Annotated in this window: 17 protein-coding genes; 3 read left to right on the top strand and 14 right to left on the bottom strand. The window is 69.0% G+C overall.

Translation table 11 applies throughout. The annotated features are described in order from the left end of the window. Positions 1-270: 270 nt before the first annotated feature. The 5 genes from BF93_RS04635 to BF93_RS04615 all read right to left on the bottom strand — a co-directional run bounded on the left by BF93_RS04635 (position 271) and on the right by BF93_RS04615 (position 5730). Positions 271-1245: an NAD(P)-dependent oxidoreductase gene (locus tag BF93_RS04635; protein ID WP_051486518.1), complete on the bottom strand. Its 975-nt coding sequence runs from the start codon at positions 1243-1245 to the stop codon at positions 271-273. A 2-nt stretch (positions 1246-1247) separates the two neighbouring features. Beyond that, complete coding sequence (locus BF93_RS04630; RefSeq protein WP_038370876.1) at positions 1248-2624, bottom strand: NAD(P)H-dependent oxidoreductase; 1377 nt, start codon at positions 2622-2624, stop codon at positions 1248-1250. A gap of 98 nt (positions 2625-2722) precedes the next feature. Next, a complete protein-coding gene (locus BF93_RS04625) occupies positions 2723-3745 on the bottom strand; it encodes a TRAP transporter substrate-binding protein (protein ID WP_038370875.1) in 1023 nt (340 codons plus the stop codon). Positions 3746-3799: 54 nt separating this feature from the next. After that, a complete protein-coding gene (locus tag BF93_RS04620; RefSeq protein WP_038370873.1) occupies positions 3800-5113 on the bottom strand; it encodes a TRAP transporter large permease in 1314 nt (437 codons plus the stop codon). 14 nt (positions 5114-5127) lie between these two features. Then, positions 5128-5730, bottom strand: a complete 603-nt coding sequence (locus BF93_RS04615) for a TRAP transporter small permease (protein ID WP_038370872.1) — start codon at positions 5728-5730, stop codon at positions 5128-5130. Between the two features lie 123 nt (positions 5731-5853). On the opposite strand from BF93_RS04615, the gene BF93_RS04610 reads away from it, so the two are divergent. Next, complete coding sequence (locus BF93_RS04610) at positions 5854-6528, top strand: GntR family transcriptional regulator (RefSeq protein ID WP_038370871.1); 675 nt, start codon at positions 5854-5856, stop codon at positions 6526-6528. 202 nt (positions 6529-6730) lie between these two features. On the opposite strand, the gene BF93_RS04605 is transcribed toward BF93_RS04610, so the two are convergent. Then, complete coding sequence (locus BF93_RS04605) at positions 6731-8956, bottom strand: hypothetical protein (RefSeq protein ID WP_156954038.1); 2226 nt, start codon at positions 8954-8956, stop codon at positions 6731-6733. Between the two features lie 40 nt (positions 8957-8996). After that, positions 8997-10748, bottom strand: coding sequence for an HSP90 family protein (locus tag BF93_RS04600; protein ID WP_038370869.1), 1752 nt, complete (start codon positions 10746-10748; stop codon positions 8997-8999). 162 nt (positions 10749-10910) lie between these two features. On the opposite strand from BF93_RS04600, the gene BF93_RS04595 reads away from it, so the two are divergent. After that, positions 10911-11960, top strand: a complete 1050-nt coding sequence (locus BF93_RS04595; RefSeq protein WP_038370868.1) for a restriction endonuclease — start codon at positions 10911-10913, stop codon at positions 11958-11960. Between the two features lie 40 nt (positions 11961-12000). Here the strand turns inward: BF93_RS04595 and BF93_RS19260 are convergent, their stop codons facing one another. The 7 genes from BF93_RS19260 to BF93_RS04560 all read right to left on the bottom strand — a co-directional run bounded on the left by BF93_RS19260 (position 12001) and on the right by BF93_RS04560 (position 21768). After that, positions 12001-13818, bottom strand: coding sequence for a GmrSD restriction endonuclease domain-containing protein (locus BF93_RS19260; RefSeq protein WP_084148260.1), 1818 nt, complete (start codon positions 13816-13818; stop codon positions 12001-12003). 176 nt (positions 13819-13994) lie between these two features. Beyond that, positions 13995-14744: a DUF6339 family protein gene (locus BF93_RS04585; protein WP_038370864.1), complete on the bottom strand. Its 750-nt coding sequence runs from the start codon at positions 14742-14744 to the stop codon at positions 13995-13997. Further along, positions 14741-15646 carry a hypothetical protein gene (locus BF93_RS04580; RefSeq protein WP_038370863.1) on the bottom strand — a complete coding sequence of 302 codons (906 nt, stop codon included), beginning with the start codon at positions 15644-15646 and terminating at the stop codon, positions 14741-14743. Before BF93_RS04580 ends, BF93_RS04585 begins: the two co-directional genes overlap by 4 nt. Then, entirely contained in the window at positions 15633-17429 is a 1797-nt protein-coding gene (locus BF93_RS04575; protein ID WP_198025344.1) for a hypothetical protein, read from the bottom strand. Before BF93_RS04575 ends, BF93_RS04580 begins: the two co-directional genes overlap by 14 nt. Before the next feature lie 131 nt (positions 17430-17560). Then, complete coding sequence (locus BF93_RS18830; RefSeq protein ID WP_232226204.1) at positions 17561-18397, bottom strand: PD-(D/E)XK motif protein; 837 nt, start codon at positions 18395-18397, stop codon at positions 17561-17563. A 137-nt stretch (positions 18398-18534) separates the two neighbouring features. After that, positions 18535-21267, bottom strand: coding sequence for a Z1 domain-containing protein (locus BF93_RS18825; protein WP_051486516.1), 2733 nt, complete (start codon positions 21265-21267; stop codon positions 18535-18537). A gap of 81 nt (positions 21268-21348) precedes the next feature. Beyond that, positions 21349-21768: a very short patch repair endonuclease gene (locus tag BF93_RS04560; RefSeq protein ID WP_038370860.1), complete on the bottom strand. Its 420-nt coding sequence runs from the start codon at positions 21766-21768 to the stop codon at positions 21349-21351. Between the two features lie 232 nt (positions 21769-22000). Here BF93_RS04560 and BF93_RS04555 point away from each other — a divergent pair, with 232 nt between their 5' ends. Then, the gene (locus BF93_RS04555) at positions 22001-23371 is read left to right on the top strand and encodes a DNA cytosine methyltransferase (protein WP_198025343.1); all 1371 of its coding nucleotides are present in this window, start codon (positions 22001-22003) and stop codon (positions 23369-23371) included. Positions 23372-23581: the final 210 nt, after the last annotated feature.

Genomic DNA, 23581 nt, shown 5'->3' with positions numbered 1-23581 from the left:
CTGCCCCGTCCGTCGCGGCCATCCTGTCCGACCGCGCTGCCCCGTCCGTCGCGGCCATCCTGTCCGACCGCGCGACGCCGTCATCCGGGGCCATCCCGTCCGTCCGCGCGAGGCAGTCAGGTTGCGCCGCTCCGTCGGGCTGCGCGGCGTCGCCCCGTCCGACCGGGCCATCCCGTCCGTCCGCGCGAGGCCGCCTGGTTGCGCCGCCCCGTCGGGCTGCGCGGCGTCACCCCGTCCGACCGGACCGCCCCGCCGGGCGGAGCCACCGCGTCAGGCCAGGCCCTCCGGGTCGCGGGCGTCGAGGATCCGGTACACCCCGGAGTTGTCGAGGTCGCCGAGACCCAGGTCGACCATGTGCGAGAACTGGGAGGCGACGGCCTCGGTGACGGGCAGGGTGATGCCCGCGGCCGAGCACAGGGCGCGGGCGGAGGCGAAGTCCTTGAGATGGTAGCGGGCCAGGCCCCCGGGCTCGAAGGACTCCGCGACGAAGTTGTCGCCCTTCTGCGCGAGGACCTCGGAGGCGGCGAGGCCGCCGCCGAGCAGGCGCTGCAGGGCCGCAGGATCCACGCCGGCGGCACGCGCCAGGCGGAACGACTCGGCGAGCGCTGCGACGGTCGCGGCGACGACGACCTGGTTGCAGGTCTTCGCGGCCTGCCCGGCGCCGAGGGCGCCGACGTGCTCGACGGTGGTGCCCATCGTCCGCAGGACGGGAGCGAGCTGCGCGAACTCCTCCGGCTCGGCGCCGACCATGATCGCCAGGCGCCGCCCGACCGCGCCGGCGACCCCGCCCGAGACCGGGGCGTCGACCGTGCGCACCCCGTGGGCGGCGAGCCGCTGCCCCAGGGCCTGGACATCGGCCGGCGGGACCGTGCCCATGACCACGAGGATCGGGGATGCGATCCCGCGGGCGCGCCAGCCGGCGAGCAGCCCGTCGGGCCGGTCGATCACGTCCACGAGGTCCTCGATGCCCGCGAGCACCGTGAGGGTCACCGCGCGGGCCGCATCGGCCGGGGTCGCGGCGACCTGCGCCCCGGCCTGCGCGAGCGGGGCCGCCTTCGCGGCCGTCCGGTTCCAGACGGCGGGCTCGAGCCCGGCGTCCACGAGGGCGTGGGCCATCGGCCCGCCCATCGCCCCCAGCCCGATCAGCGATACCCGACCGATCAGCGATACCCGCCCGTTCGGCGTGTCCTGCCCGTCCTGCGGCACCGGTCCGGTCTGCGGCTCCCGCTCGCGCGATGTCTCCATGGTCAGACGGTAGCGGAGGCGGCGGCCGATGCCGCCCCATCGGCCGCCGGCAGCAGGGCGACGGTCGCGCGGCGCATCGCCACGGCCTCGTCCATGCCCACGGGCTCCTCGACGTCGTCCCAGGTGACGACCTCGCCGGCCGGCACGGCGCGCTTCAGCACGATGCCGTGCGCGAAGGCGACGGGCAGGGCGTTGCGGGCCACGGACGTGGGTGCGGACATGAGCTTGCCCCACACGCAGAAGCCGCCCTCGCCGTCCAGGGTCTCCCCCGGCTCGAGGTCCTTCTTCGCGGTCGCGACGACGTCGGCGTAGAAGCCGACGGGCCGCCCGGTCGCCACCCCCCGCAGGGCGGCGTTGGCGATGGAGACGCCCAGCTCGAGGCCCACGTAGTGATACGGGCGGTACAGGGCGGCGTAGCGGCCGCTGGGGTCCGGGTGCCACGGGTACTCGGTGAAGCAGCCGGAGACGTAGTCGTTGGTCGCCTCGACGACGACGAACACGCCCTCCTGCGTGTTGTGCTCGATCCAGTCGCCGTCGCGGGTCACCGAGCTCATGACGTCGACCGAGCCGTTGTGGGCGAGGACGCCGCCATCGGCCGCGGGCCTGCAGATCGTGGCGATCTGCTCCACGTCCCCGGGGGTGAAGCTGAGGCCCTCGTCGGAGGGCTGCAGCGCGGCGGCGTTGGCGACGGCCGCCATCTCGATCGCGGCCTTCGTGCCGTCGCGGAAGGAGGTGTGCATGTACGGGTTCAGCTGCCCGGAGTCGGTGAGCTCCTTCGAGAACTCCCAGTTCTCCCAGACGTTGTCGGGGTTCATCTGGTGGTAGTGCTCGAGGTACTTCGCGCCCTTGCCGGCGCAGGTCACGGTGAAGCCGCTGGTGCGGGCCCAGTCCACGAGCTCCCAGATCAGCGCCGGCTGGTCGCCGTAGGCGAGGGAGTAGACCACGCCCGCCTTCTCGGCCTCCGCCGCGAGGGCCGGGCCGCACAGGGCGTCGGCCTCGACGGTGACCATGATGATGTGCTTGCCGGTGCGGATCGCGTGCAGCGCATGCCTGGTGCCGACGATCGGATTGCCGGTGGCCTCGACGACCACGTCGACGTCGGCGTCCAGCAGGGCGGCGGCGTCGGGGATCACCGCGGTGCCCCCGCCTGCGAGCGCCTCGTCGATGGAGCCGGCGACCGCCTCGGCCGGCCAGTCCACCAGCTCGAGGGCGCCCTGGGCGCGCTGGGTGTTGATGTCGGCGATGGCGACGACGTGCATGCCGGGGGTGTTGCGCACCTGCGCGAGGAACATGGTGCCGTAGCGCCCGGCGCCGATCAGGCCGATGCGGATGGGGGTGCCGGCGTCCTGGCGGGCGCGCAGCAGCTCGTGGAGATTCATGGGGGTCCTTTCCCGGGTGGGGTGGGTGGTTCGGGGGCGATGGGCGGGGGGCAGAGAGGTGGCGCCGGTGCCGACGATCGCCGGCACCGGGCGGCGGCTCAGCCGCCCTTGATCTGGTCGACCCAGGCGGCGACCTGCTCGGGCAGGCCGTCGATGATCGGCTGGACCTTCTCGACCCAGGCCTCGCGGTCCTGCAGCTCGACGAAGGTCATGCCCTCGCCCTCGAGGGTGGTGCGGTACTCCTCGAGCTTCGTCACGGTGGTCTCCGTGTACGTCCTCCCGACCTCGTCAGCCGCCTCGCGGATGATGGTCTGGTCCTCCTCGGAGAACCCGGCGAGGGTGTCGCCCCACATGAGGAAGTGGTAGTTGGCGTACATGTGCTGGGTCATCATCACGTGGGACTGCACCTCGTAGAGGGCGTTGAACGCGGCGACGTCCAGCGGGTTCTCCTGGCCGTCGATCACGCCCTGCTCGAGGGCGGAGTAGACCTCGTCCCAGGCCATGGCCTCGGCGCGGGCGCCGAGAGTCTGCCAGGTCTCGACCATCGTCTGCGTGGAGGGGGTGCGGACGGTCAGCCCCTGGAGCGCGTCCAGCGTCGCGACCTCCTGGTTGGCGGTGAGGTTGCGGGCGCCTCGGAACATGTTGCCCAGCAGCTCGAAGCCGGTCGCCTCGGTCAGCGCGGCCTTGATCTCGGCGCCCAGCTCCCCGTCCCAGACGCCGAAGAACTGCTCGTCGGTCTCGTAGAGGAAGGGGGCGGTCTCCACGGCGGCCAGCTCGGAGTAGGCCTCGAGCGAGAGGATCGACTCGATGACCAGGTGGGTGGTGCCCAGCTGCAGGCCCTCGATCATCTGCTCCCAGGAGCCGAGGGTGGAGTTGCCGTGGATCTCGACGGTGAGACGGCCCTCGGTGCGCTCCTCGATGAGCTTCTTGAGCTGCTCGGAGCCGGCCTGGCGGGGGTCGGTGTCGGATCCGGCGTGGCCGAGGACGAGCTTCTGGGCTCCTCCCCCGCCGTCGGATCCGCCGCCGGCGGTGGCGTCGCGGCGTGCGCATCCGGTGGCGGTGAGGGCGGCGGCGCCGAGGGCGGTGGCTCCGGCGAGGGCGTGGCGGCGAGAGAGCATCATCGGTTTCTCCTGGGGGTGGGTGGGTCGAGCGGGTGGTCGGTCCGGTCGTGCGGGTCAGTACAGGACCCCGGGCAGCCAGGTGGTCAGCGCGGGGACGAAGGTGAGCAGCAGCAGGAAGGCGAGGCCGCCGGCGAGGAAGGGGAGCATGGCGCGGGCGCCGGCGAGCAGGTCGATCTCCGCGATCTCGGAGGCGAGCATGAGGTTCAGGCCCACCGGCGGGGTCACCAGGCCCAGGCCCATGTTCACGACGATCACCACGCCCAGGTGCAGCGGGTCGATGCCGAGCTCCACGGCGACGGGGAAGATGATCGGGACGAGGATGATGATCGCGGCGTTGGCCTCGATGAACATGCCCACCACCAGCAGCAGCACGTTGATCAGCAGCAGGATCACGATGGGGCTGGCGGAGACGGCCAGCAGCGCGGCGGCCACGGACTGCGGCACCCCGCCGGAGGTGAGCACCCACGAGTACAGCTGGGCGGCGGCCATCACCAGCAGGATCAGGCCGATGAGCGCGACGGAGTCCTTCATGGCGGTGAAGATCTTCGGCAAGGTCAGCTCGCGGTAGACGAAGGCGCCGACCAGCACGGCGTAGGCGACGGCCATGCCGGCGGCCTCGGTGGGGGTGAAGATCCCGCCGCGGATCCCCACGAGGATCAGCACCGGCAGCAGCAGCGCGGGGATCGCCTTGGCCAGCGCCGGCCAGAACGGGGCGATCTGGTCGCGGGGGGTGCGGCCGATGTCCTTCTCGTCCATGGTCTTCACGGCCTCCGGCTCGAAGCCGGAACGCTTGACGGTGACCAGCACGGTCACCATGAGCACCGCCATGTACAGCATGGCGGGGATGACGCCGGCGAAGAACAGCTGGCCGATGCTGGTGCCGGTGACCACGCCGAACAGGATCAGCGTGATCGAGGGCGGGAGGATCGGCGCGATGATCGCGGAGGAGGCGGTGACCGCGGCGGCGTAGGCGGCGGTGTACTTCCGCTCCCGCATGGCGGGGATGAGGATCCGGCCCAGCGAGGAGACGTCCGCGACGGAGGATCCGGAGAGCCCGCCGAAGAACAGCGAGGCCAGGATGTTGGTGTGGGCGAGGCCGCCGGTCATGCGGCCGACGATGGCATCGGCCAGGTCCAGCAGGCGGCGGGAGATGCCGCCGGCGTTCATGAGCCCGCCGGCGAGGATGAACAGCGGCACCGCCAGCAGCGGGTACGGCGTGACGCCGGCGACGATGCGCTGCGCGCCGATGGCGAGGTTGTCGGTGGTCAGGAAGTACAGCGTGACCAGGGATGCGGCGGCCAGGGCGAAGCCGATGGGGACGCGGGAGAGCATCCCGAGGCCGAAGGTGCCCAGCAGTGATCCACCCATGTCGGGGTCTCCTCTCAGACGGTCTGTTCGGCGGGGTCGACCTCGACGCTCGCCGGGTCGGTGAAGCGGCGCACGAGCACCTCGAGCTGGAAGATGAAGCTGAGGCCGAAGCCGATGGGGACGGCGAGCATCTGCCATCCGGAGGAGATGCCGAGGCTGGGCAGGCTGCGCTGGAAGGACGTGCCGAGCATCTCGATGCCGAAGGCCACCAGCACCGCGCAGGTCACGAGGATGACGAGGGACGCGAGCACGAAGACGACCTTCTGCACGAGCTCGCTGCGGCCGCGCCAGAGGTCCACCACCATGTGTCGACCGCTGCGCACGCCCAGCGGGATGGCCAGCAGCGCCGTCCACACGAAGGCGGTCTGCGACAGCTCGGGCGCCCAGGCGGTGGACTGCGAGGTCACGTACCGGGCCACGACCTGCCACACGACGGTGAGGACGATCAGCGCGAGCGCCGCGACGGCGAGCACGGTGACGACCTTCTCGACCCCGTCGAGCAGGCGGCGGGCGGGGGCGAGGCGGGCGTGCAGGGCGTCGGCGCGGCCCGACGGGGTCGGGTCGTGCCGGGGCGTGCCGTGCGGGGGACGGGCGGGCGGTGCGGGGTCGTGCGACATCAGCGGGCTCCTTCGGGACAGCTCTGTCCGGGGACCGGGGGTCGGTACGGCGAGGACGCTACGTGTTGGACTGTCCTACTGTCAACACTTGCCAACAAGGTCGGACCAGTGTTGGATGACGGCGTGAGCCCACAGACCTCAGTCCTCCCGTCCCTGCAGGTGAGCAACCTGCGCGAACAGGCCCTGCAGGCGCTGCGCGAGGCCATCGTCATGGGCGGCATCGCCCCGGGCACCCACCTCGCGGAGGTGCGCCTGGCCTCGGAGCTCGGCATCTCCCGCGGCACGCTGCGCGAGGCCCTGCGCCAGCTGCAGCAGGAGGGCCTCGCCGTCACCGACGGCCGCGGCCGCCTGCACGTGCGCAGCCTCGACGCCCGCACCATCGCCGGGACCTTCCGCGTGCGCGCCGCCCTCGAGGCCCTCGCCGCCCGCACCGTCGCCGACATGCCCGAGGCCGAGCGCGCGAAGGCGCTGCGTCAGCTGGACCGCGCCCTGCGCACCATGCGCGACGCCGAGGAGGACGACCTCCCCATGCTCGAGCGCCTCGAGGCAGACGTCGAGTTCCACCGCACCCTGTGCCGCGTCAGCGACAACGAGGTGCTGCTGCAGACCTGGGAGCAGCTGGCCGGCGTGCTGCGCATGTCGATCATGCACGCCGGCGCCCAGCGCGCGAAGCTCAACACCTCCGCGGACAAGCACCAGGAGGTCATCGACGTCATCGCCGAGGGCCCGGCGGACCTGGAGTCCCGCATCACCGCCCACATCCTGGCGGTGCTGGGGGACTTCGGGGTGGAGGGGTAGGGCCGCCCGTCCCGCTGGCCGGCGGCCCGCTCGCTCCCGCTGCCGAGCGCGCCGCCGAGCATCGGTTCGCGATGCGTGCGCCGTGTCCGGGCGCTCCGCCCCCACCGCAGAGGGGCATCCCGGAGGGTTCGGAGGACCTGCTGCAGCAGGACATGTACATGACGTACGTGTCCTCCTGCAGCAGGTCCTCGCCTCGCTCTGCTCAGCTGCGCTCGCGAGCCTCCTGGAAGAACCTCTCGCGCAGCTGCCGGGACTGCACCTCGCTGCCGTTGCGCTCATCGAGCGCCGCGGCGATCGCGAGCGCGTCCTCGCGCAGCCGCGGCCCGCGAGCGTCGCTCGGGGCATGGTCGAGCAGGACCCGCGCGGCGCCGGCGAAGGTGTCGAGGTGGTACGGGTCCCCCGGGGTCGTGTCCGCGAGCGCCGCGTCGACCGCCCATCCGAGGGTGCCCGGGACCTGGGCCGCGAGCTCGAGGACCACCGATCGCGGCAGGTCCCCGAAATCCTCGAAGTCCCGATCGACCTGCTCGAGCTGCGCGACGACCTCGGCCGCGTCCCGGTCCACGGGCCGGCCCGCCCGCAGTGCGGCCCAGGCCGTCCACGCCTGCGCCGCGCGCTGCTGGGACGGGTCGTTCGAGCTCTCCAGCACGTCGGCCACGAGCCCCGGGACGGACCGGGCATCCAGGGGGGCGAGGATCCGGGCCAGGTCGATCTGCACGTCGAAGGGGTCGACGTCCCCGGCCTCCGCCGCGAGGTGGGCCCGGACATCGGCGAGAAGCGGCCCGACCTCCGAGACCTCCCCGAGGTGGGCGGCACGGGCGAGCCGGGCCATGGCGATCGGAGTGGTCGGCTTCCCGGTCAGCGCCCGCAGGTCGACCTCCCCGGCGATGATCGCGTCGATGCGGCCCAGCGGGATCGCGGGCTGGTCCAGGGCCGTGAGGATCACCGGGAGGAAGAGCCCCGCGGCGGCCTTCTCGAGGGGCGGGTAGATGCCGTCCGGCGCGAGCGCCTGCGCGCGCTGGGCCTCCGCGTAGCGCAGGACGAGCGCCACATGGTCGTCGGACTGGTAGGCGCGCATCGTCCGCATGAGCTGCGCGACGAACTCCGCCATCGGCATCCTCAGCTCGCGGCTGCGGGCGACGATGCTCTCCACGAGCGCCTCGGACTCCTCCTCGGAGCCGGCTTCGAGGACGGCCATCGACAGCCCGTGGAGCTCGAGGTAGCGGTCCTTGATCGCGAAGGGCACCTCGTCGATGGTCACCGGCGCGGTGCGCCGCGGGATCCAGCCGGCGCGCAGGATCCGCTCGGCCCGCTCCACCGGGTCATCGCCCGCGGCCGGCTCGGGGTCGGCGGGCGGGAGGTCCGCGAGCCAGATCTCCCGCAGCTCCCGGGTGTGGATGTCCGTCCCGCCGCGCTCATCGTGCGCCGCCGCGGCCTGCGTCGCCACGGCGCGCAGCAGCACCGCCTCCTCCCCTGCCGGGTCCTCGAGCGTCCGGCTGCGGGCGAGAGCGGCGATCAGCCGGCAGTCGACGGTGTCGAGCGCGCTGTTGGCGAGCCCGACATCGGCCGCGACCCGGGCGTCATCGGGCCGATGCTCGAGCACGAGCAGCAGGTCCTCGACCACCGCCGTCTGCACGAGGTCCTCGATGCCGAACTGGTCGACCAGCTCGTCGCCGATCCGGGCCGCGAGGTCCTTCCGCCCGGCGCGCGCCCACAGGGAGCCCAGCAGCGCCCGCAGCAGCACGAGCTGGGTGAGGTCCTCGCGGTCGGTGTCGATCGGGCCCGGCGGCACGCCCATCGCCGTGAACCGTCGCATGAGCGTCTCCGCGGCGAGCTCCGGCTCGAAGGGCTCGAGGATCGCGACCTCGCGGGTGACGGTGTTCGCGTCGAAGGGCGGCCATTCGGGGCTGCCGATGCCCTGCCAGCGGTCCAGCAGCGCGTAGGCGCGATCCTGCTCGCCGAACTCGGCGGCGAGGCTCGCCCGCGCCAGCGTGACGTTGGAGAGGTCGAAGCCGTGGGCGATCGTCTGCTTCTCGACGAGGTCGACGATCCGCTCGAGCTGCGGCCGCGACAGCGACGGGTCCTCCCCCACGGTCGAGACCAGGTTCGAGATCGTCCCGAGGAACGTCCTCACGTTGTCGGGGTGGATGTGGTCGCCGTAGCGGCCGACGATCTGCATGAGCCGCGCATACGCCTCGAGGGCCTCCTGCGGCATGCCGCCGAGGCTGAGGATCGAGTACTGACCGAAGCGCCCGCTCGCCGCGAGATGCGGCACGCCCTCCGCCTCGCAGGCGGCGATCTGCTCCTCCCAGGCGTCGATCGTCCCCATGTCCTCCGGCATGTCCCAGATCTCGCTGCTGCGGTCGATGAGCGCCCGCACGCGCTGCGCCTTCTCGCCGGTGAGGCCCCGGACCTCGTCGTATCGGATCATCGTCATCCCCTGCTGTCGGTGGTTGGTGGTCGGTGTCGGGTCAGGATGCCGCGAGGAGCAGCGTCTGCAACGCGCCCGCGAGGAGCGCCTGCTCCTCGGCCTGCAGGCGGATGCCGGCCTGCAGCAGGCTCAGCAGGTGCAGCGCGCGGATCGCGTCGTCGCGGGTGGCGGGGGCGAGCGTCCCGCCGAGGGCCCGCACGGCCTCGGCGCGGAGGTTGAGCACGAGGGTGGGCCGGGGGTCCTCCTGCTCGCGCGGGGCCCCGCCGCCGAGCATGTCGGCCCACGGATCGTCCTCGACCTCCTCGAACACGAAGCCCGCGGCGCGCCCGGGCACGTGCAGCACCAGCTGGGACACCGGGCGGAAGGCGCGCACGTCCACCGCGACGCCGTGCGCGTCGAGCACGCCCCGCGCCACGGTGCCGATCCGCTCGGCGAGGGCCGCGTCCTCGCCGCGCGGCTCCGGGAGGTTCTCCAGCAGGCGCGTCAGCTCGAACTCGCGCGCGGTGAGCCGCGACTGCGCCTGGTCGTACGCGCGCAGCATGGCGGCGCCGTGGGTGTAGGCCCCGTTGACCAGCAGGTCGCCCTGCGCCTGGACGATCGGGGCGTAGCTGCTGAAGTCCCGGTCCTGCGTGGTGAACGTGATCCTGGCCGGCATCTCCACCAGACGCAGCGGCCCGGAGCTGGTCTCCCACGTCAGGTGGCGGGCGACGAACTCCAGCATCTCCGGGTGCGCGACGGCGAGGGCGAGCAGGCTCTGCCCGTGCACGTCGACGAAGCGTGCGAAGACCTCCGGGTCCCCGGCGGCGAGGCGCTCGATGCCCGCCCGGACCTGGTGGCCGAGCTCCTCGCGCGCCGTGGCGAGGGCCGCGGACTCGTGCAGGCTCTCGCGGGAGGCGGTGAGGCTGAGCGACCCCGCCTCGATCGCGACGCGCGCGAAGCTGACCCACTCCGGCACCAGCTGGGTGTTGTCGGAGGCGACGGACATGCCGTGGGAGAACACCCGGTCCCCCGCGCGGCCCCGGCCGGGCGTCGCCTCGCCGGTCACGAACGTGACGCCGCGGATGCCGAGCATCGGCAGGTCCAGCGGGATGCTCGCCAGCGGCGCGAAGCCGAAGGCGTCCTCGCACCAGGCGGCCGCCGCCTTACCGGGCAGGTCCCACGGGGCGGGATCTCCGCTCACCCGCACCGCGGGGCGGGGATCGCCGGCGACGGCGAAGGTGATCGGCACGGCCAGCAGGCTCGCGAACTCGCGGGCGAGGCGGAACACGCGGTCGGTCCCCACCCATTCGGCCTCGTCCGGCCGCGCATGCACCCGCACCAGGGTGCCCGGCTCCTCGAGCGGCTGCTCCGCGGGCGAGACGGTGAAGGTGCCGTCGCCGTAGCCGATCCAGCGCATCGTCGGCGCCTGCGGGTCGCGGGCGCTGCGGGAGACCACCTCGATCTGGTCCACCACCAGGAAGCAGGACAGCAGGCCGATCCCGAACTGGCCCAGGAACTCCCGCCGTGCCGCCGCGAGCTCCTCGCGCTTGCTGGAGGCGCCGATGGTGGACAGCAGGCTGCGGGCATCCGCCTCGGTGAGGCCGATGCCGTGGTCGCGCACGGTGAGCGAGCCCGCGGCCGGATCGACGACCAGCTCGATGGGCGGCACGTCCTCGCCGCGCGCGACCACGGCATCCCGCGCGTTCTGGATCAGCTCGCGCACGTACACGCGCGGGCTCGAGTACAGGTGGTGCGACAGGATCTCGACGATCCCGCGCAGGTCGACCTGGAAGTTCTCGGGGGTGGTGGGCATGGGGGAAGGGTATGTGGAGCCCGGCGCGGTTGTGCCCGATGGCGTGAAGACGGCTCCGAGCGCGTTGCCTGCTCGAGCGATCCCAGGAGGACGTGGCGGGAGATTCGGGAGTTCGCCGGCCATCGGGCCCGCGTGACCTGCAGAAGCAGTACTGTCGATCCCGTGAGCAACAGTGCATGGGTGGTGCGCTCGGGCCGCTACGGCAAGCGCGATGAATGGGCGATCGAGAACGGGTACTCGGGCGGGGGATGGCGCGACGTCGCAGACCTCACCGAGGCGCGCAGCCGGGAGGACGTCGAGAGGATCGTAGCGGAGGCGTACCCTGCCGATTCGGCGGGTGCGCGCACGAACGCCGTCGCGCAGCTGTGGGCGCTGCGCGGCCGCATCTCACCGGGTGACCTGCTCGTGATGCCCATGAAGACGAACCGAGAGATCGCGCTGGGGCGCGTCACCTCCGGCTACCGCTACCTGGACAGCGAGGACCGCGACCAGCGCCACGTGGTGGAGGTCGAATGGCTGCGCCAGGTGCCGCGATCGGCGATCAAGCAGGACCTGCTCTACACCCTGGGCAGCGCCTTGACGATCTTCTCGCCCAGCAGGAACAACGCGGTGGCCCGCCTCGAGCACGTGCTCGCCACCGGCGAGGACGTCGGGTCAGCGACGATGCCCTCCGCCCGACAGCCCGCACCGACAGCCCACACCGCGGACTCCCCGACCGATGTGGTGGACGAGCCCGAGTCCCAGCCGGACATAGCCGACATCGCCCAGGACCAGATCTCCTCGAAGATCGCCGAGGAGTTCTCCGGTCACGGCTTCGCCCACCTCGTGGCGGCGCTGCTGGAGGCGGAGGGATTCGATGTGGACGAGGCGCCGCCGGGCGCGGACGGCGGCATCGACATCACCGCCGGTCGGGGGCTGCTGGGGGTCGAGTCGCCGAAGCTCATCGTCCAGGTGAAGACCGGCCAGGTCGCCTCCGAGGTCGTCGCGCAGCTGAACGGTCTGGTGAGCACCCATGGCGCCGACTACGGACTGCTCGCCACGTGGGCGGGCCTGTCGAAGCCGGCGCGCGACGCGGTCAAGCACCAACGCTTCCGTGTGAAGGTCTGGGACTCGACCGACGTCGTCGACGCCGTGCTGCGCAACTACGAGAAGCTGCCGGAGGACATCACCGAGCGGCTGCCGCTGCGGCGGGTGTGGATGTTGAAGGACTGATCAACGTTCTGCGAATCCTTCGACACGAGTGGCAACGATCTCACAAGTCGAATCCCCTTCCGAAAGCGATGAGGTCTTTGACTTCCTCAGTCGACGTACCAATGCGCTCGAAGTATTTCCCGTCAAAAGCAACCGGATCACGCGTGGTCGGAGCGTCAATTACAAGCATCTTCCTACCCTCATGAACAGCGACCCGAGCGCTCTTAGCGACGCGCTTTGCATAGGACGAGTCAAGCTTAGAGCTCATTGAGATCTTGCGAATGACGGCATCCCAGTACTCGTCGAAGCTAACCCCCATTGCGTCCGCTTCCCTTTCAACCCCGACGATGCGGAGCGTGCGGTAGATTATCGGACTGACGCCGTAAATCTCGTAAACACGGTCGGCATCCGAATCGCTGTCAGCGACACCAATTAACACATGACCGCCCTGCTTCGGGAACGAATTAGAAATCGCAGTAACCGTGCGAAGGATTCGGTCGAACAGCGTCGAGGTGATCACCGAAGCCCCGGACTCGAGCCTCAATAGACCTTGCTTCATCTCGTACGCCGAACTTTCCAGCAGCACTTCCGAAACTGTCGATGCAAACTCGCTATTGGACATAACGCTCGTTCGAGGCCGTGCGTTTTCAGCAAGTCGTGGTGCATCAAAAGCCACCTTAAGGCTTCTGCAAAGCTTCTTAATGATCGCTTCCTTGTCGGCAGACGGCCACTCGCCTCCCCCGCCCGGCATAGATTTGAATGCGGGGTGGAGCCTAAGCTGATCTGCCGCAGCCGCAGGATTCGTCAGCTCGAGCCGTTCAACGGAATACAATCGCCAAACTGCCACGAAGAAGACTTCAAAGTATCTAGGCACCGGGTTGTTGCCCTTTTGCCCGATTACCTTTGGGAACCTTGAATCCTCGCCGAACTCGGCAACAATTTCAAGGACCTTATCGAAAGTCTGCATGAAGTCGTCGACAAGGGTCCGTTTCTTGCCAGAGTGCCAGGCAGGGTCTTTCAGGAGAGCGGAGAAGCGGGCATCCGCACTCCTGCCATCAAAGGACTCGACTCCAAATAGGGCATTTCGGGTGGAAGTTCCGGTGCTCGGAACTGGATCAAATAGCATGTCCGCGACAATGTCAAGTATCAGCTGTTCATCTCCAGAGGTTCGCACGTTTGCACGATTGAGGACAGCTTGCCTAACCCAAAAGATTTCCTCCGGCTTGATTCCGTATTCGTTGTTGTTGCTCGCGATTGAAAGGGCCTTCATGCCTGCGAGATCGACTACGTCGGACGTCGAGTGGTCCCCACGAATTCGACTGGCGATTTCTCGTACAATATCCGCAATCGGAGAAGTCGATCCGGCCTGCCTAAGATCCTGGCTAGACAGCTTTTGCCCCGACGAGTTTATTCGCCTAAAGACTTCTTCGATGCTCGAAGAGTGGTCGGTTCGGTATACGGACTGTGCGATTTCGTAAGTTGCGATCTTGACACTCTCCGCCCGCGAAAGGATGGGCTTGCGTTGCACAAGCGTGCCTTCATCCTTCTTCTCCTTGGTTATCGCTAGCGATTCGAGGTCGAAGTACTCCCCGCGCAGCGGGTATTCGTTTTCGATGAACGCAACGATTGCGTTCATTCGTTGCATGCCATCAATTATCTCGAACTGATAGTCGCGGGATGTCACATCCTCCGCCACAAGGAACTGAGGCAAAGGGTACTGATTTATAATCGAATCAATCAGTCGCTCCTTTTCTTCTACCGTCCAGACCAGCTTGCGCTGGTACCGCCGATTGACCCCGTAGGCACTTGCGGTGAACTCACGGTACACAGATTCGATTGTCTTAGATTTGACACCGAGCTGGTTTGCCTTCTCTGCCATACTCTTGACTCCTTGATTGCTGCGAGAGCCCTGGGGGCCCTTGCTGGCGCCGCGGGTTTGCGGTTATTTATTCCCGTTAGACGCCCGCGTCTGTCTCGCTCGGTCCGGGAGGCCGCCAGAACCATTTGACCTAGACCTAGTCCCGGAAGTCCGCAACAACAGTTTCACTTGCCGGATTAGAAAGTTGCGCCCTGTCTTTTCACTCCTCCGTCGAAACATTCCGCTATGACCCGTTTGGCGGATTCGTCCGTAAGTGAGGCCAGGTCACTGACTCGCAACTCGTACTGCACCGATTTAAGACCTCCTCTCACTCCCTCTCGACGTGCCTCGCCGGATTGAATTGACCGGATCTGCTCCCCGATCATCCGAGCGATCCTGTGGTCCGCCGACAAATTGCGGTCCACCAGTCCGACTAGATCGTCTTCGTAAAGCGGCAGGTCCGGGTCATCGAGCAGATCACCGAGGATCCACGATCGCAGGTAGGCCCGGTAGAAGACGTTGCGGCGCCCCGAGAGGTACCTGTCGCGCGGCAGCCTGCCGGACTTGTCCGGGCCGAATCGCCTGATAGCGAGGTCCGGCAGCACGTAGATCGTCAGATACGGCCAGATCTCCGGATTGGACGCCTGCCCGCGCCCATCCTCCTCGAACCAGTGCGCGAGCACCTGGCCGACGGCGACATCGAAGCGTCGATCGGCGTCGCGTCCTTGTGCACCGGCGCCGCTCAGAGCCGACTCGAGAGCGGAGCGCAGCGCGCGCAGTCGCGGCACGTCGACCGGAACTCCGCCGAAACCGTTGAACTTCGTAGCGGGATGGAGCATGCCGTCCGCGAGCGGCCGCGGTGCCATGCCTGCCCGCAGCAGGTTCTCGAGGGCAGCCAGCTCCTCGAACGCGACGTCCCGGTCGAACTGGGGATAGATGCGAGTCACGATGCCGACGAGCTCCTTCCGAACGAGAGGGCCTCCCGAGACCGGGCCGAGAGGGCCAGGGGCTCCTCCCGTGCGAGGCGGAGGCACTCGCTGAGAGGAAGACCGAGGCTCTGGGCCAGATTGGCTCCGAACGATGCGAGCGATTCGACATCCTCCTCGGCGAGAGCCATCATCTGCGCCGGGGGGATGGAATCTCGCCACTTCGCCAGGCTGTGCATCACGGCGAGGTGGATGTCGCACTGCATCAGCGCGAACAGGTCCTCGGAGGCGCTGCCGTCGAGGATGGCAGGTGCGAGATCCGAGTCCGTGTTGATGTAGAGCCGGACTGAGGAGCTGATCTTCCAGAACGGCTCCGCCTCTGGAGCCAGCTCCACGGTCCAGGGGACATCGCGCCGCCCCGTCTGAGCGAACGATATCGCCGTGGTGGGGAAGGCGGCCCCGTCGCTCTCCAGCTCCAGCTTGCTCGGCTTGGTCAACTGCCAGAGCTTCGCCCCTTCATGGATGGCGAGCGACGGATCCTCGCTCCCCGTCCGGCCCGGACCGACGACCCATGCGTCGGCCAGGACCTCGACCGCGACGACGGATCCGTCCACCTCGACCAGGGTGTCGGCGCGCCATGCTCCGTCGATCTGCTCGAATCGGGCCGAGGAGCGCCAACGTGCCCGGGCTGGCAGGCAGGTGGCAATGCCGACCAGGAGCACGGGTTCGCTCGGATCGATCCGAGTCTGCTCCCAGAAGTCTGGTGCGAGCTCTGCTCGGCAGCGCAGGACGATGCGCTGCCCCGGCTCCCACGTGTCGCCGATGTCCTCGAACGAGGTCCCGGCGGGCTCGATGATCTCGATGGTCGCGTGGACAGCACGGCTCGCGGGTGCGAGGAAGGGCCGCGACTCAAGAACGGCCATCGATGCCTCCTGCGGTGAGCTCGACGCGCATCGCACGGCGAGGCGCACCGGAGAAGCGGACGACGCCGGTCGAACCGGCCGGCACGTGGGCGTAGGCGCCGTTGCCTGCGAGGCCCTCGCCCCATTCGATGTCGAGCTCCTCCGGCGGCACCAGCTCGTGGAGCCCCTCGTCACCGAGCAGACTGACGCTCAGTCGAACCGTCCCGACCGGCTCGGTCCCGCCGCTGAGTTGGAACTCGACCTCCTGCCTCTGGCGCCCGGCGGCGTCTGTGCTGATCAGACGAGGGGGCTCGGCCTCGACGACCCAACGTGCGCACGTCGTCGCTCGTCTCCTGCCGGCGCCGCCCCCTTCTCGGACGGCAGGCATCGTCGGCGCCGCAGCGGGGAGGATCGCGCCGAGCCGACGGGAGAGCGCCCCTGTCGCCATGGCGATCCGCGGGGCAGAAGCCTCCTCGTTCGTCGTCTCGGGGTAGAGCTCCCTCGTGATCAGCTGCTTCACGCGGGTCCTGGTGTGTCGCACGATCTTCGCCGCTTCGCTGCTGCTGCCGTCGGTGACCCAGCTGTCGTGAGCCGGAGGCTCGGCGTCGGCGTACATCTGGTCGAACTCGTCGGCGGATTTGTAGACCGCCAGCCAGTCCATCCCCTCGAACGGCTCCCGCCCCACCCAGTCCACAGTGGTGACGACGAGCTCCGCCTGGCCGCGCATCAGCGCGATCCGCTGCAGCCGGGCGTCCGTCCGGGACGGATCCAGGTCGTCGTCCTCGACATGCCCCTGGATGATCTCGAGGTTGGGTATGCGTCGGACCAGGGCGAGGTGCCCGATGACCTTGTCGTAGCGCTTGATCTCCAGAACGGTGATCGGCACGTTCGTCGGGGACGCTGACTCATTCCGGCCGCCGGCGCGGAAGCGGCGGATCGCATTCAGCCCGGCTCCCCAGTGGGCGAGCACCGCTGCCTCCGGCGATCCCAGATCGATGGGCTCGCCATTCACGTGCAGGCGTATCTCCATGGGGACGCCGGAGGCGGGTGTCTCGGCGATCATCTTCGGCCACAGATTGGCCCTGATGACGTGCCGCGCGCGGCGCGCGAAGTCCCGCTCCACCTCGCCGGCATCGCTGCGGTGGCGATCCAGCGGCTCCCGCTCGGCGTCCTCCATGTCATCGGGGTCGGTGACGAGGGGGTCGAGGATCAGCATCGACGTCCCGGTCTCCCCTGGCGCGAACCCGGTCTCGAAGAATCGTTCGCCGAGCTCCGTCGCTTCCTCGCCCACGATGGGCAGGATCGAGTCGCCCTCTTCGGTGAGCCTGCCCCACCAGTGACGGCCGGTGTACTGCACGCCGGCGTCCTCGTACGAGTCGCTGAAGGCGGAGACGATGAAGCGGTCCTCGAGGTGGCCCTCCGAGTTCCTGCATCGGGTCCAGTAGACGACCGTGCCGATGCCGCTGTACGCGAAGGCCGCCGTCTTCCCGAAACCGTAGGTGCCGCCCGTCGACCCGTTGTTGTGCGGGACTCCGAACTTCAGGATGAGGTCCTGGAACCGAGCGGAGGCGCCCTTCCCGACGGGCGAGAGGTCAGCCGGGCCGTCGAGGCCGGCGGTGCCGCGGTCGTAGATCTCGAGCACGCGGAACCCTGCATTGCGCACCAGGCCTCCGAGATCTCCGAGCCGACCCTCCCTGATGAGCTCGGCGAGGCTGTCGCGGTACCGGAAGTTCGTGCGGCGCAGGGAGACGCCGAAGACGGGCTGGCGTTCCGGCAAGCGGGCGTCCCAGCTGTTCTGCGCCATCTCCCGGATGAGCACCGCGAGGCGGGAGAGCTCCGTCTTCCCGAGCAGCCTGTCCCCGCCGGAGGCATCCATGTCTCCGGGGGAGAACCGCTTGGGGAACCACTGGAGTGAGGTGATGGGCACGTGCGATGTCAGAGCTCCTCGAGGATCCGGTCGAGCTGCCGGGGATCGATGCCGCCGGGGCAGGCATCGAGGTTCAGCGAATAGGTCAGGTCGTCGACGCCGCGCAGCGCCGTCTCGTCGAGCCGCGAGGCGCGCAGCCCCGGGAAATCCTCGCCTACCTCATGCAGACGGGTCTCCTCGATCGTGAACCGCCGATCACGCCCGCCCTCGAGGGCAGGGGCGTCCTCACCGAGGCAGTCGGCGATATCGGCCCGGGAGACTCCCTGTTCGACGATCCGCTCGACGAGCTCCGCGAGGGAGGATCCGGAGTCGGTCTCCACGACGCGGAACGCCACCAGATGAAGCACGCCTGCGGGCGGCGGGTCGAGTTGGAGGAGCCCATGGATCTGCACAGACGGGGACCCGGTCGAGGAGAACGTCTTGACCTCCAGGGCGTTCGTGCGAGCGAAGTCGTGGCGGTGCCCTTCGCGCCCTCGCCATGCTGCAAGGGCGCGCACCTGGTCCTTCCGGGCGAGCTGCTCGAGGATCGTCAGCTCGCCGAAGAGTCCGACAGCGCGGCTCCGGTCCAGCTCGCGCTTCGCGCGGGCGAGCGCGGACCGCCAGGAGTCGAGCACGCCGGTCAGCTCGTCGATGCATGGCCTGCCGGTCTCATCGGCGCGGTCGAGCATCTCTCCGATGAGCGAGAGGAACGTGAGGCGCAGGCGCGGATCCGTGCACGCGACGTCGAGGCTCGTCGTGTGCCCGTCGGCGCTGCGCGTCCCGACCCACGTCGCACGCAGGGTATGACCGAGCGGCACATCGAAGATCTCCCTGCCCGCGGGGAGGGCGGCGAGCAGGTGGATCATGCCCACGTGGTCCTTCACGAGGATCGCGTCCTCGAGCCGGCCGGGAGGTCCGATGAGGGCCCGGACTCCCCCGCCGGGCTCTGCGTGACGTCCGCGCAGGAGCTCGTACGCCTCCTCGGCCCGAGAATGGCCGTGCGTCATCGTGCGTCCTCCAAGACGTAGTCGCCCTCGTTGTCGGGAGCCTGGGTCGCCGTGGCATCGTCCACGACCTGGTTCGCGAGCTGGACGGCCCAGTACTCGCCGTAGTCCTCCGCCTCGACGTGCGGGAAGACGACGCCGAGCCCGATCAGCTCTCCGCTCGCGTTCATGGGCTCGCGGGTCCTCGTGGAGGTCTCGCCTCGCGGCCGAGAATCCCGATCCACCGCATAGAGCAGGATCATCCCCTCCTCGGGCCGCACTAGGGAGCGCGCCGTCTTCACGCTCGGCACATCGTCCACGTCCACGCCGTCGACGATCGCGACGTCCTCCTGCGAGAGGAGATCCTGGTCGGCGAGGATCCGCAGGTCGAGCATCTGGTCCGCGCTCGACATGAGGGCTCGGATGTTGACGATGTCCGCGCCCTGCGGGACCCCCTGGCCGAGCCGCGACGACGACCAGTATTCGGGCTTGAGAGGCGCACGGCTCGAGGTGCCGATCCGGATGCCATCGGCGAGCTCGAATCCGGATCTCCCGCCGCCGGGCCCGGAGAGCAGGACGAGGTTCCAGCTCGCGTCGGTGCCGTGGCGCTGCAGCCAGTCGGCCATGCCGTCCGGCTGGAGCCACTTGTCGGACGGCGCCACCCAGTAGTCGCGGAGAAACGCGACGAGGTCCTCGTTTGGAAGCCCCGGGATGAGGAGCGACGGGAACGGCTTGGCGCTGCGCTCGCTGCGCTGGAGGACGGGACCGCCATGCGCGAGAGCGCGCTCGACGAGCCGGCGTGCGGCGCGCTGGCCGTCGGCGATGCCGCCGGGCGAGCGGTCCAGGTAGATCGTCTGACGCCGGGTCCCGCCCAGCCCTGCGCGGACCAGCTGGGCCGCCGTCATCTTGTTGCTGCTCGTGATCTCGAGGCGACCGGGATGGCTCTGTACCTTGACGGCGAAATCGCGCGGCGTGCGGTTCTCCCCCTCCATCACGGCGACCTCGTCGCGCAGCTGCTTCTCGACGCGTGCGAGATGGGCGTAGTCCTCCAGCAGGCCCGGGCCCATCCAGACCCGGACCAGATCGCGATAGCGGGGACGGAACCCGAACCAGCGCCCCATCTGCAGGAGGGTGTCGTAGGCGTTGCTCGAGCGCAGGAAGTACGAGACGACGAGGCCCTCGAGGGTGAGCCCTCGGGACAGCGTGCCGCCGCCGATGGCGATCACGGTCTGGGGCTGCTCATCGGTGTAGACGAGTCGGTCGTCGGACTGCCCGTTGTCGATCTTGACCACGACCCGCGGGAGGACGCTGTGCACCCTCTCCCACGTCTCCGTCCAGCTCGGGACCCGCTCTCCGTCCCGCAGCGAGGCCGCGCGGTCGATCTCGGCCTCGTACAGGCTGCGGAACTCGTCCTCTTCATTCTCGAGGTTGAAATTGAGGGCCCCGATGAGGTCGGCCACGACCTCCTTCGTCCGCTGGTGGGCGCGGATGAGCTGGGAGGTGTGCACCAGCATGGAGGAGTGCTTCACCGAGCCGGTGCGCAGCTCGCGGATGGCCGTCGCGAGGACGAACCAGCGCACGGCCGCCTCCAGCGACGGCGTGACCTGCGGATCGAAGGAGTCGATGTCCTTCGGGCGAGGAGTGAAGAGCTCGGCCTCATGCTCGGGCACCTCGTGGGCGAGCTGATGGATGACCTCGTCCTCGTCAGCGTCCGCATCCTGCCGGACGTCGAAGAAGAGCTCCGAGCCCATGTAGGAGTCCGGCTTCGGGAGGACCGTGATGAAGTCGTCCGGGTACAGGTCTCCCGCGTCGGCCGGATCGATGAAGACGTTGGCGAAGGGCGTCGCGGTGTAGGCCACGTAGCTCCCGGTCGGGACGGCGGCCCAGATGTCGCGGATCCTCTGGTTGATGGTGGACACGAGGTCCTTGGCAGCCAGAGTGTTGGGCGTCGCCTGGTCCGACTCGTCGTCGATGATCAGGACGCCGCGGCGGTTGCGGATGTCCTCGGGGATCGAGCGCAGGAAGCGCGCGACGTTCGCCAGTCGCATCTCGTGCTTCTTGACGACGAGCACGGCGACGTTCGCCGTGTTGGACAGGAACCCCGGCGGGATGCTCTTGCCGACGTCGGCCGTGGCGTTGGTCAGGAGCGTCCAGCCGATGCCTGCGCGCTCCCGGACGGTGTCGATGCCGAGATCCTTCTGCAGACGCAGCTGGGTCTGCACGCGGAGATTGGTGTACATGCCGGCGAGGACGATGATGATCCTGTACCCCTCGTCGACCGCCTTCGCGATCAGGCCGGTGAAGTTCGCGGTCTTCCCCGACTGGACGTAGCCGATCACCAGGCCCTTGCGCCGATCGCCCGGCTGCTTCGGGTTCGCGCAGCGCGAGAGGATCATCTCCGTCGACTGGTCGATCGACTCGATGGCCGATGCCGGCAGACCACCGCTCTCCAGCCGGCGCCTGTAGTCGGGCCACTCCCCCAGCATGACCTTGGAACCGCCGTACCAGGGCGTGAACGCTCCATCGTCGGTGAGGATCCGCCGGTCGATGATGATCTGTTCGACGGACTTCTTCCGCTCCTCCTCGCGCGCCTCGTACGTCGTGCGGAAACCGGGGAACATCCGATCCACGAGCGCGACGCAGTCGCGGTGCGCCGCGCTCTGGTTCGTCTCCCCCGAGCGAGCCTGCATCATCCCCTCGTACGCCCCGAGCGCCTGCTCGAAGAGCGCGCTGTCCAGCTGCTGACCTGCCATGCCAGTACCCCTGATCGCTGTGAACATCGCTGTCAGGAGCAGGTTATCGGGCCGCGCGGACAACCGATGAACGACCCGAGATCATGGACGGATGACCGCGAGGATCGTCGCCGCCACCTCCGCCGGGTCCTCGTGCTCCCAGAACCGCAGGACCCGCCATCCCGCACGCTCGAGGCGGGCTGTGGACTCCAGGTCGCGCTCCATGTTCCGCGCGATCTTCGACCGCCAGTAGTCGGTGTTGCTCTTCGGTTCGACGTAGTGCGCGGGGCAACCGTGCCAGAAGCACCCGTCGATGAAGATCGCGACCCTCGCGCGCGTGAAGACGATGTCCGCGCGTCGGCGCCGGTCGGATGCGTCGGCGGGGAAGTCCACGCGATACCGGAGTCCGGCGGCGTGGAGGCGCCGTCGGACCTCGAGCTCGATCGAGGTGTCCCGCCGGCGGTTGGCGAGCATCGTCCTGCGCGCGTTCTCGCTGCTGGGCGGAGGGGGTCGCAGGGCCATGTGAAGAGCGTAGGCGAGACCTTACTCCCTGAGGTCCTCGACTTCCCGGTAGGCGGCATCACCGCAGGCGGAGATACAGATCTCCGTCCACTAGGCGCTGCGCATCCGCCGCGAAGGGGGTGCCCCGGAGTAAGCTGCTGCAACAGGCGATCTCTGGATCGCCCCACGCGCCACGCGGACGACCGCGTAGGCTGCGCAGTGACGGAGCTCGATGATCGGTAGGGGTGGAACGGTGCCGCATTACGTCCTCGGCGAGATGTTCAGCGGTCCAGGCGGGATCGCGCTCGGTGCTGAGCTCGCGAGCCGGGATGCGATCAAGGAGGGGCGGTGCTCGACGGTCCGCCATGGCTGGGCAGTCGAGTACCATCCCGACACCGCGGAGACCTATCGGAAGAACATCCACGGCGCTACGGACGAGACCGTCTTCACCGCCGACGTCCGCGGCTTCGACCTGCGGAAGGTCCCAGCTTTCGATGCTTTCGCCTTCGGCTTCCCATGCAACGACTTCAGCACGGTGGGGGAGCATCGCGGACTCGAGGGCGACTACGGAGCGCTGTACACCTATGGCGTCCATGCGCTCGCGCTCCGCCGACCGGAGTGGTTCCTGGCCGAGAACGTCTCAGGACTCTCCCGAGCCAACGGCGGGCGGGCATTCGGCAAGATCCTCTCCGCCTTGCGCCGACCCGGCGCCGCCGCGCTCACCGATCCGTCCTTCACCTCGTACTACGGCCCGGACGCCGAGGAGGTCGATGAGGACCTCGAGTACGAGCTCGTCGCCCACCTCTACAAGTTCGAGAAGTACGGGGTGCCGCAGCGTCGGCACCGCATTCTCATCGTCGGCATCCGGCGCGACGTCCGGGAATCTCTCCCCCGAGGCTTCCGTGTTCCGCTCCCGACCACGCCTGCGAAGTGGCAGCAGCGGACCGCGCGCGACGTCCTCGAGAACGAGCCCATCGACCCCTCTGCCTACAACAACGTGCCGATCAAGCACAGGAGGTCCGTGGTCGAGCGGCTCAAGGCGATCCAGCCCGGCAAGAACGCCTTCAACACGACCTTCGACGACGACTCGCTCGTGCTCAACGTCAAGGGGGCCACCCTCAGCAACATCTACCGGAAGCTCGACCCCGACGAACCCTCGTACACCGTGACCGGCTCCGGAGGCGGAGGTACGCACATGTACCACTGGAATGAGCCTCGCGCCCTCACGAACCGGGAGCGAGCTCGCCTGCAGACGTTCCCCGACTCCTTCCGCTTCTACGGTTCGCAGCCGAGCGTCCGACGCCAGGTGGGCATGGCCGTTCCTCCCGAAGGCGCCCAGGTCGTGATCGACGCGATCCTGAAGACGATGGACGGGGAGACCTACGAGGCCGAGACGAGACCCAGCATCGACGTCGGCAGACTGATCCGTGCGTACGAGGCGGAGGAGGCCGACGGCATGCTCGCGTCACGCGCGGACGATCAGCTCGAGATCCCGCTGGAGCAGCAGGGTCCCGACCGCACCCGCGTGCGTGCCGGCCCCGGAGGTTCGATCATCCGCGGACGGCAGGCCGTGCACGCGACGCTCGATGAACCGAATTCACTGACCGGGTCGCGCTCGGGCTGACCTCCTATGCGGGAGTGGTAGGGCGCGATCCCCTCAGCCAACACTGCACGTTGGGCCCGCACACCACCGGCCCCACGGCCCCTCAGACCAATGTATAAAAACTCCAGGATCGGACGGACAGACATGGTAAAAGGCGCCCGTACCACGGCGTGCACCGCTAGACTGATGCCGAGTTCGCGCATTATGACGTCAGTACATCCAGAACAATTG

The organism is Brachybacterium phenoliresistens, assembly GCF_000576425.1.
GTDB lineage: Bacteria > Actinomycetota > Actinomycetes > Actinomycetales > Dermabacteraceae > Brachybacterium > Brachybacterium phenoliresistens.
Note: the sequence above shows the minus strand (reverse complement) of the source record. Positions and strands in the feature narration are given on the sequence as shown.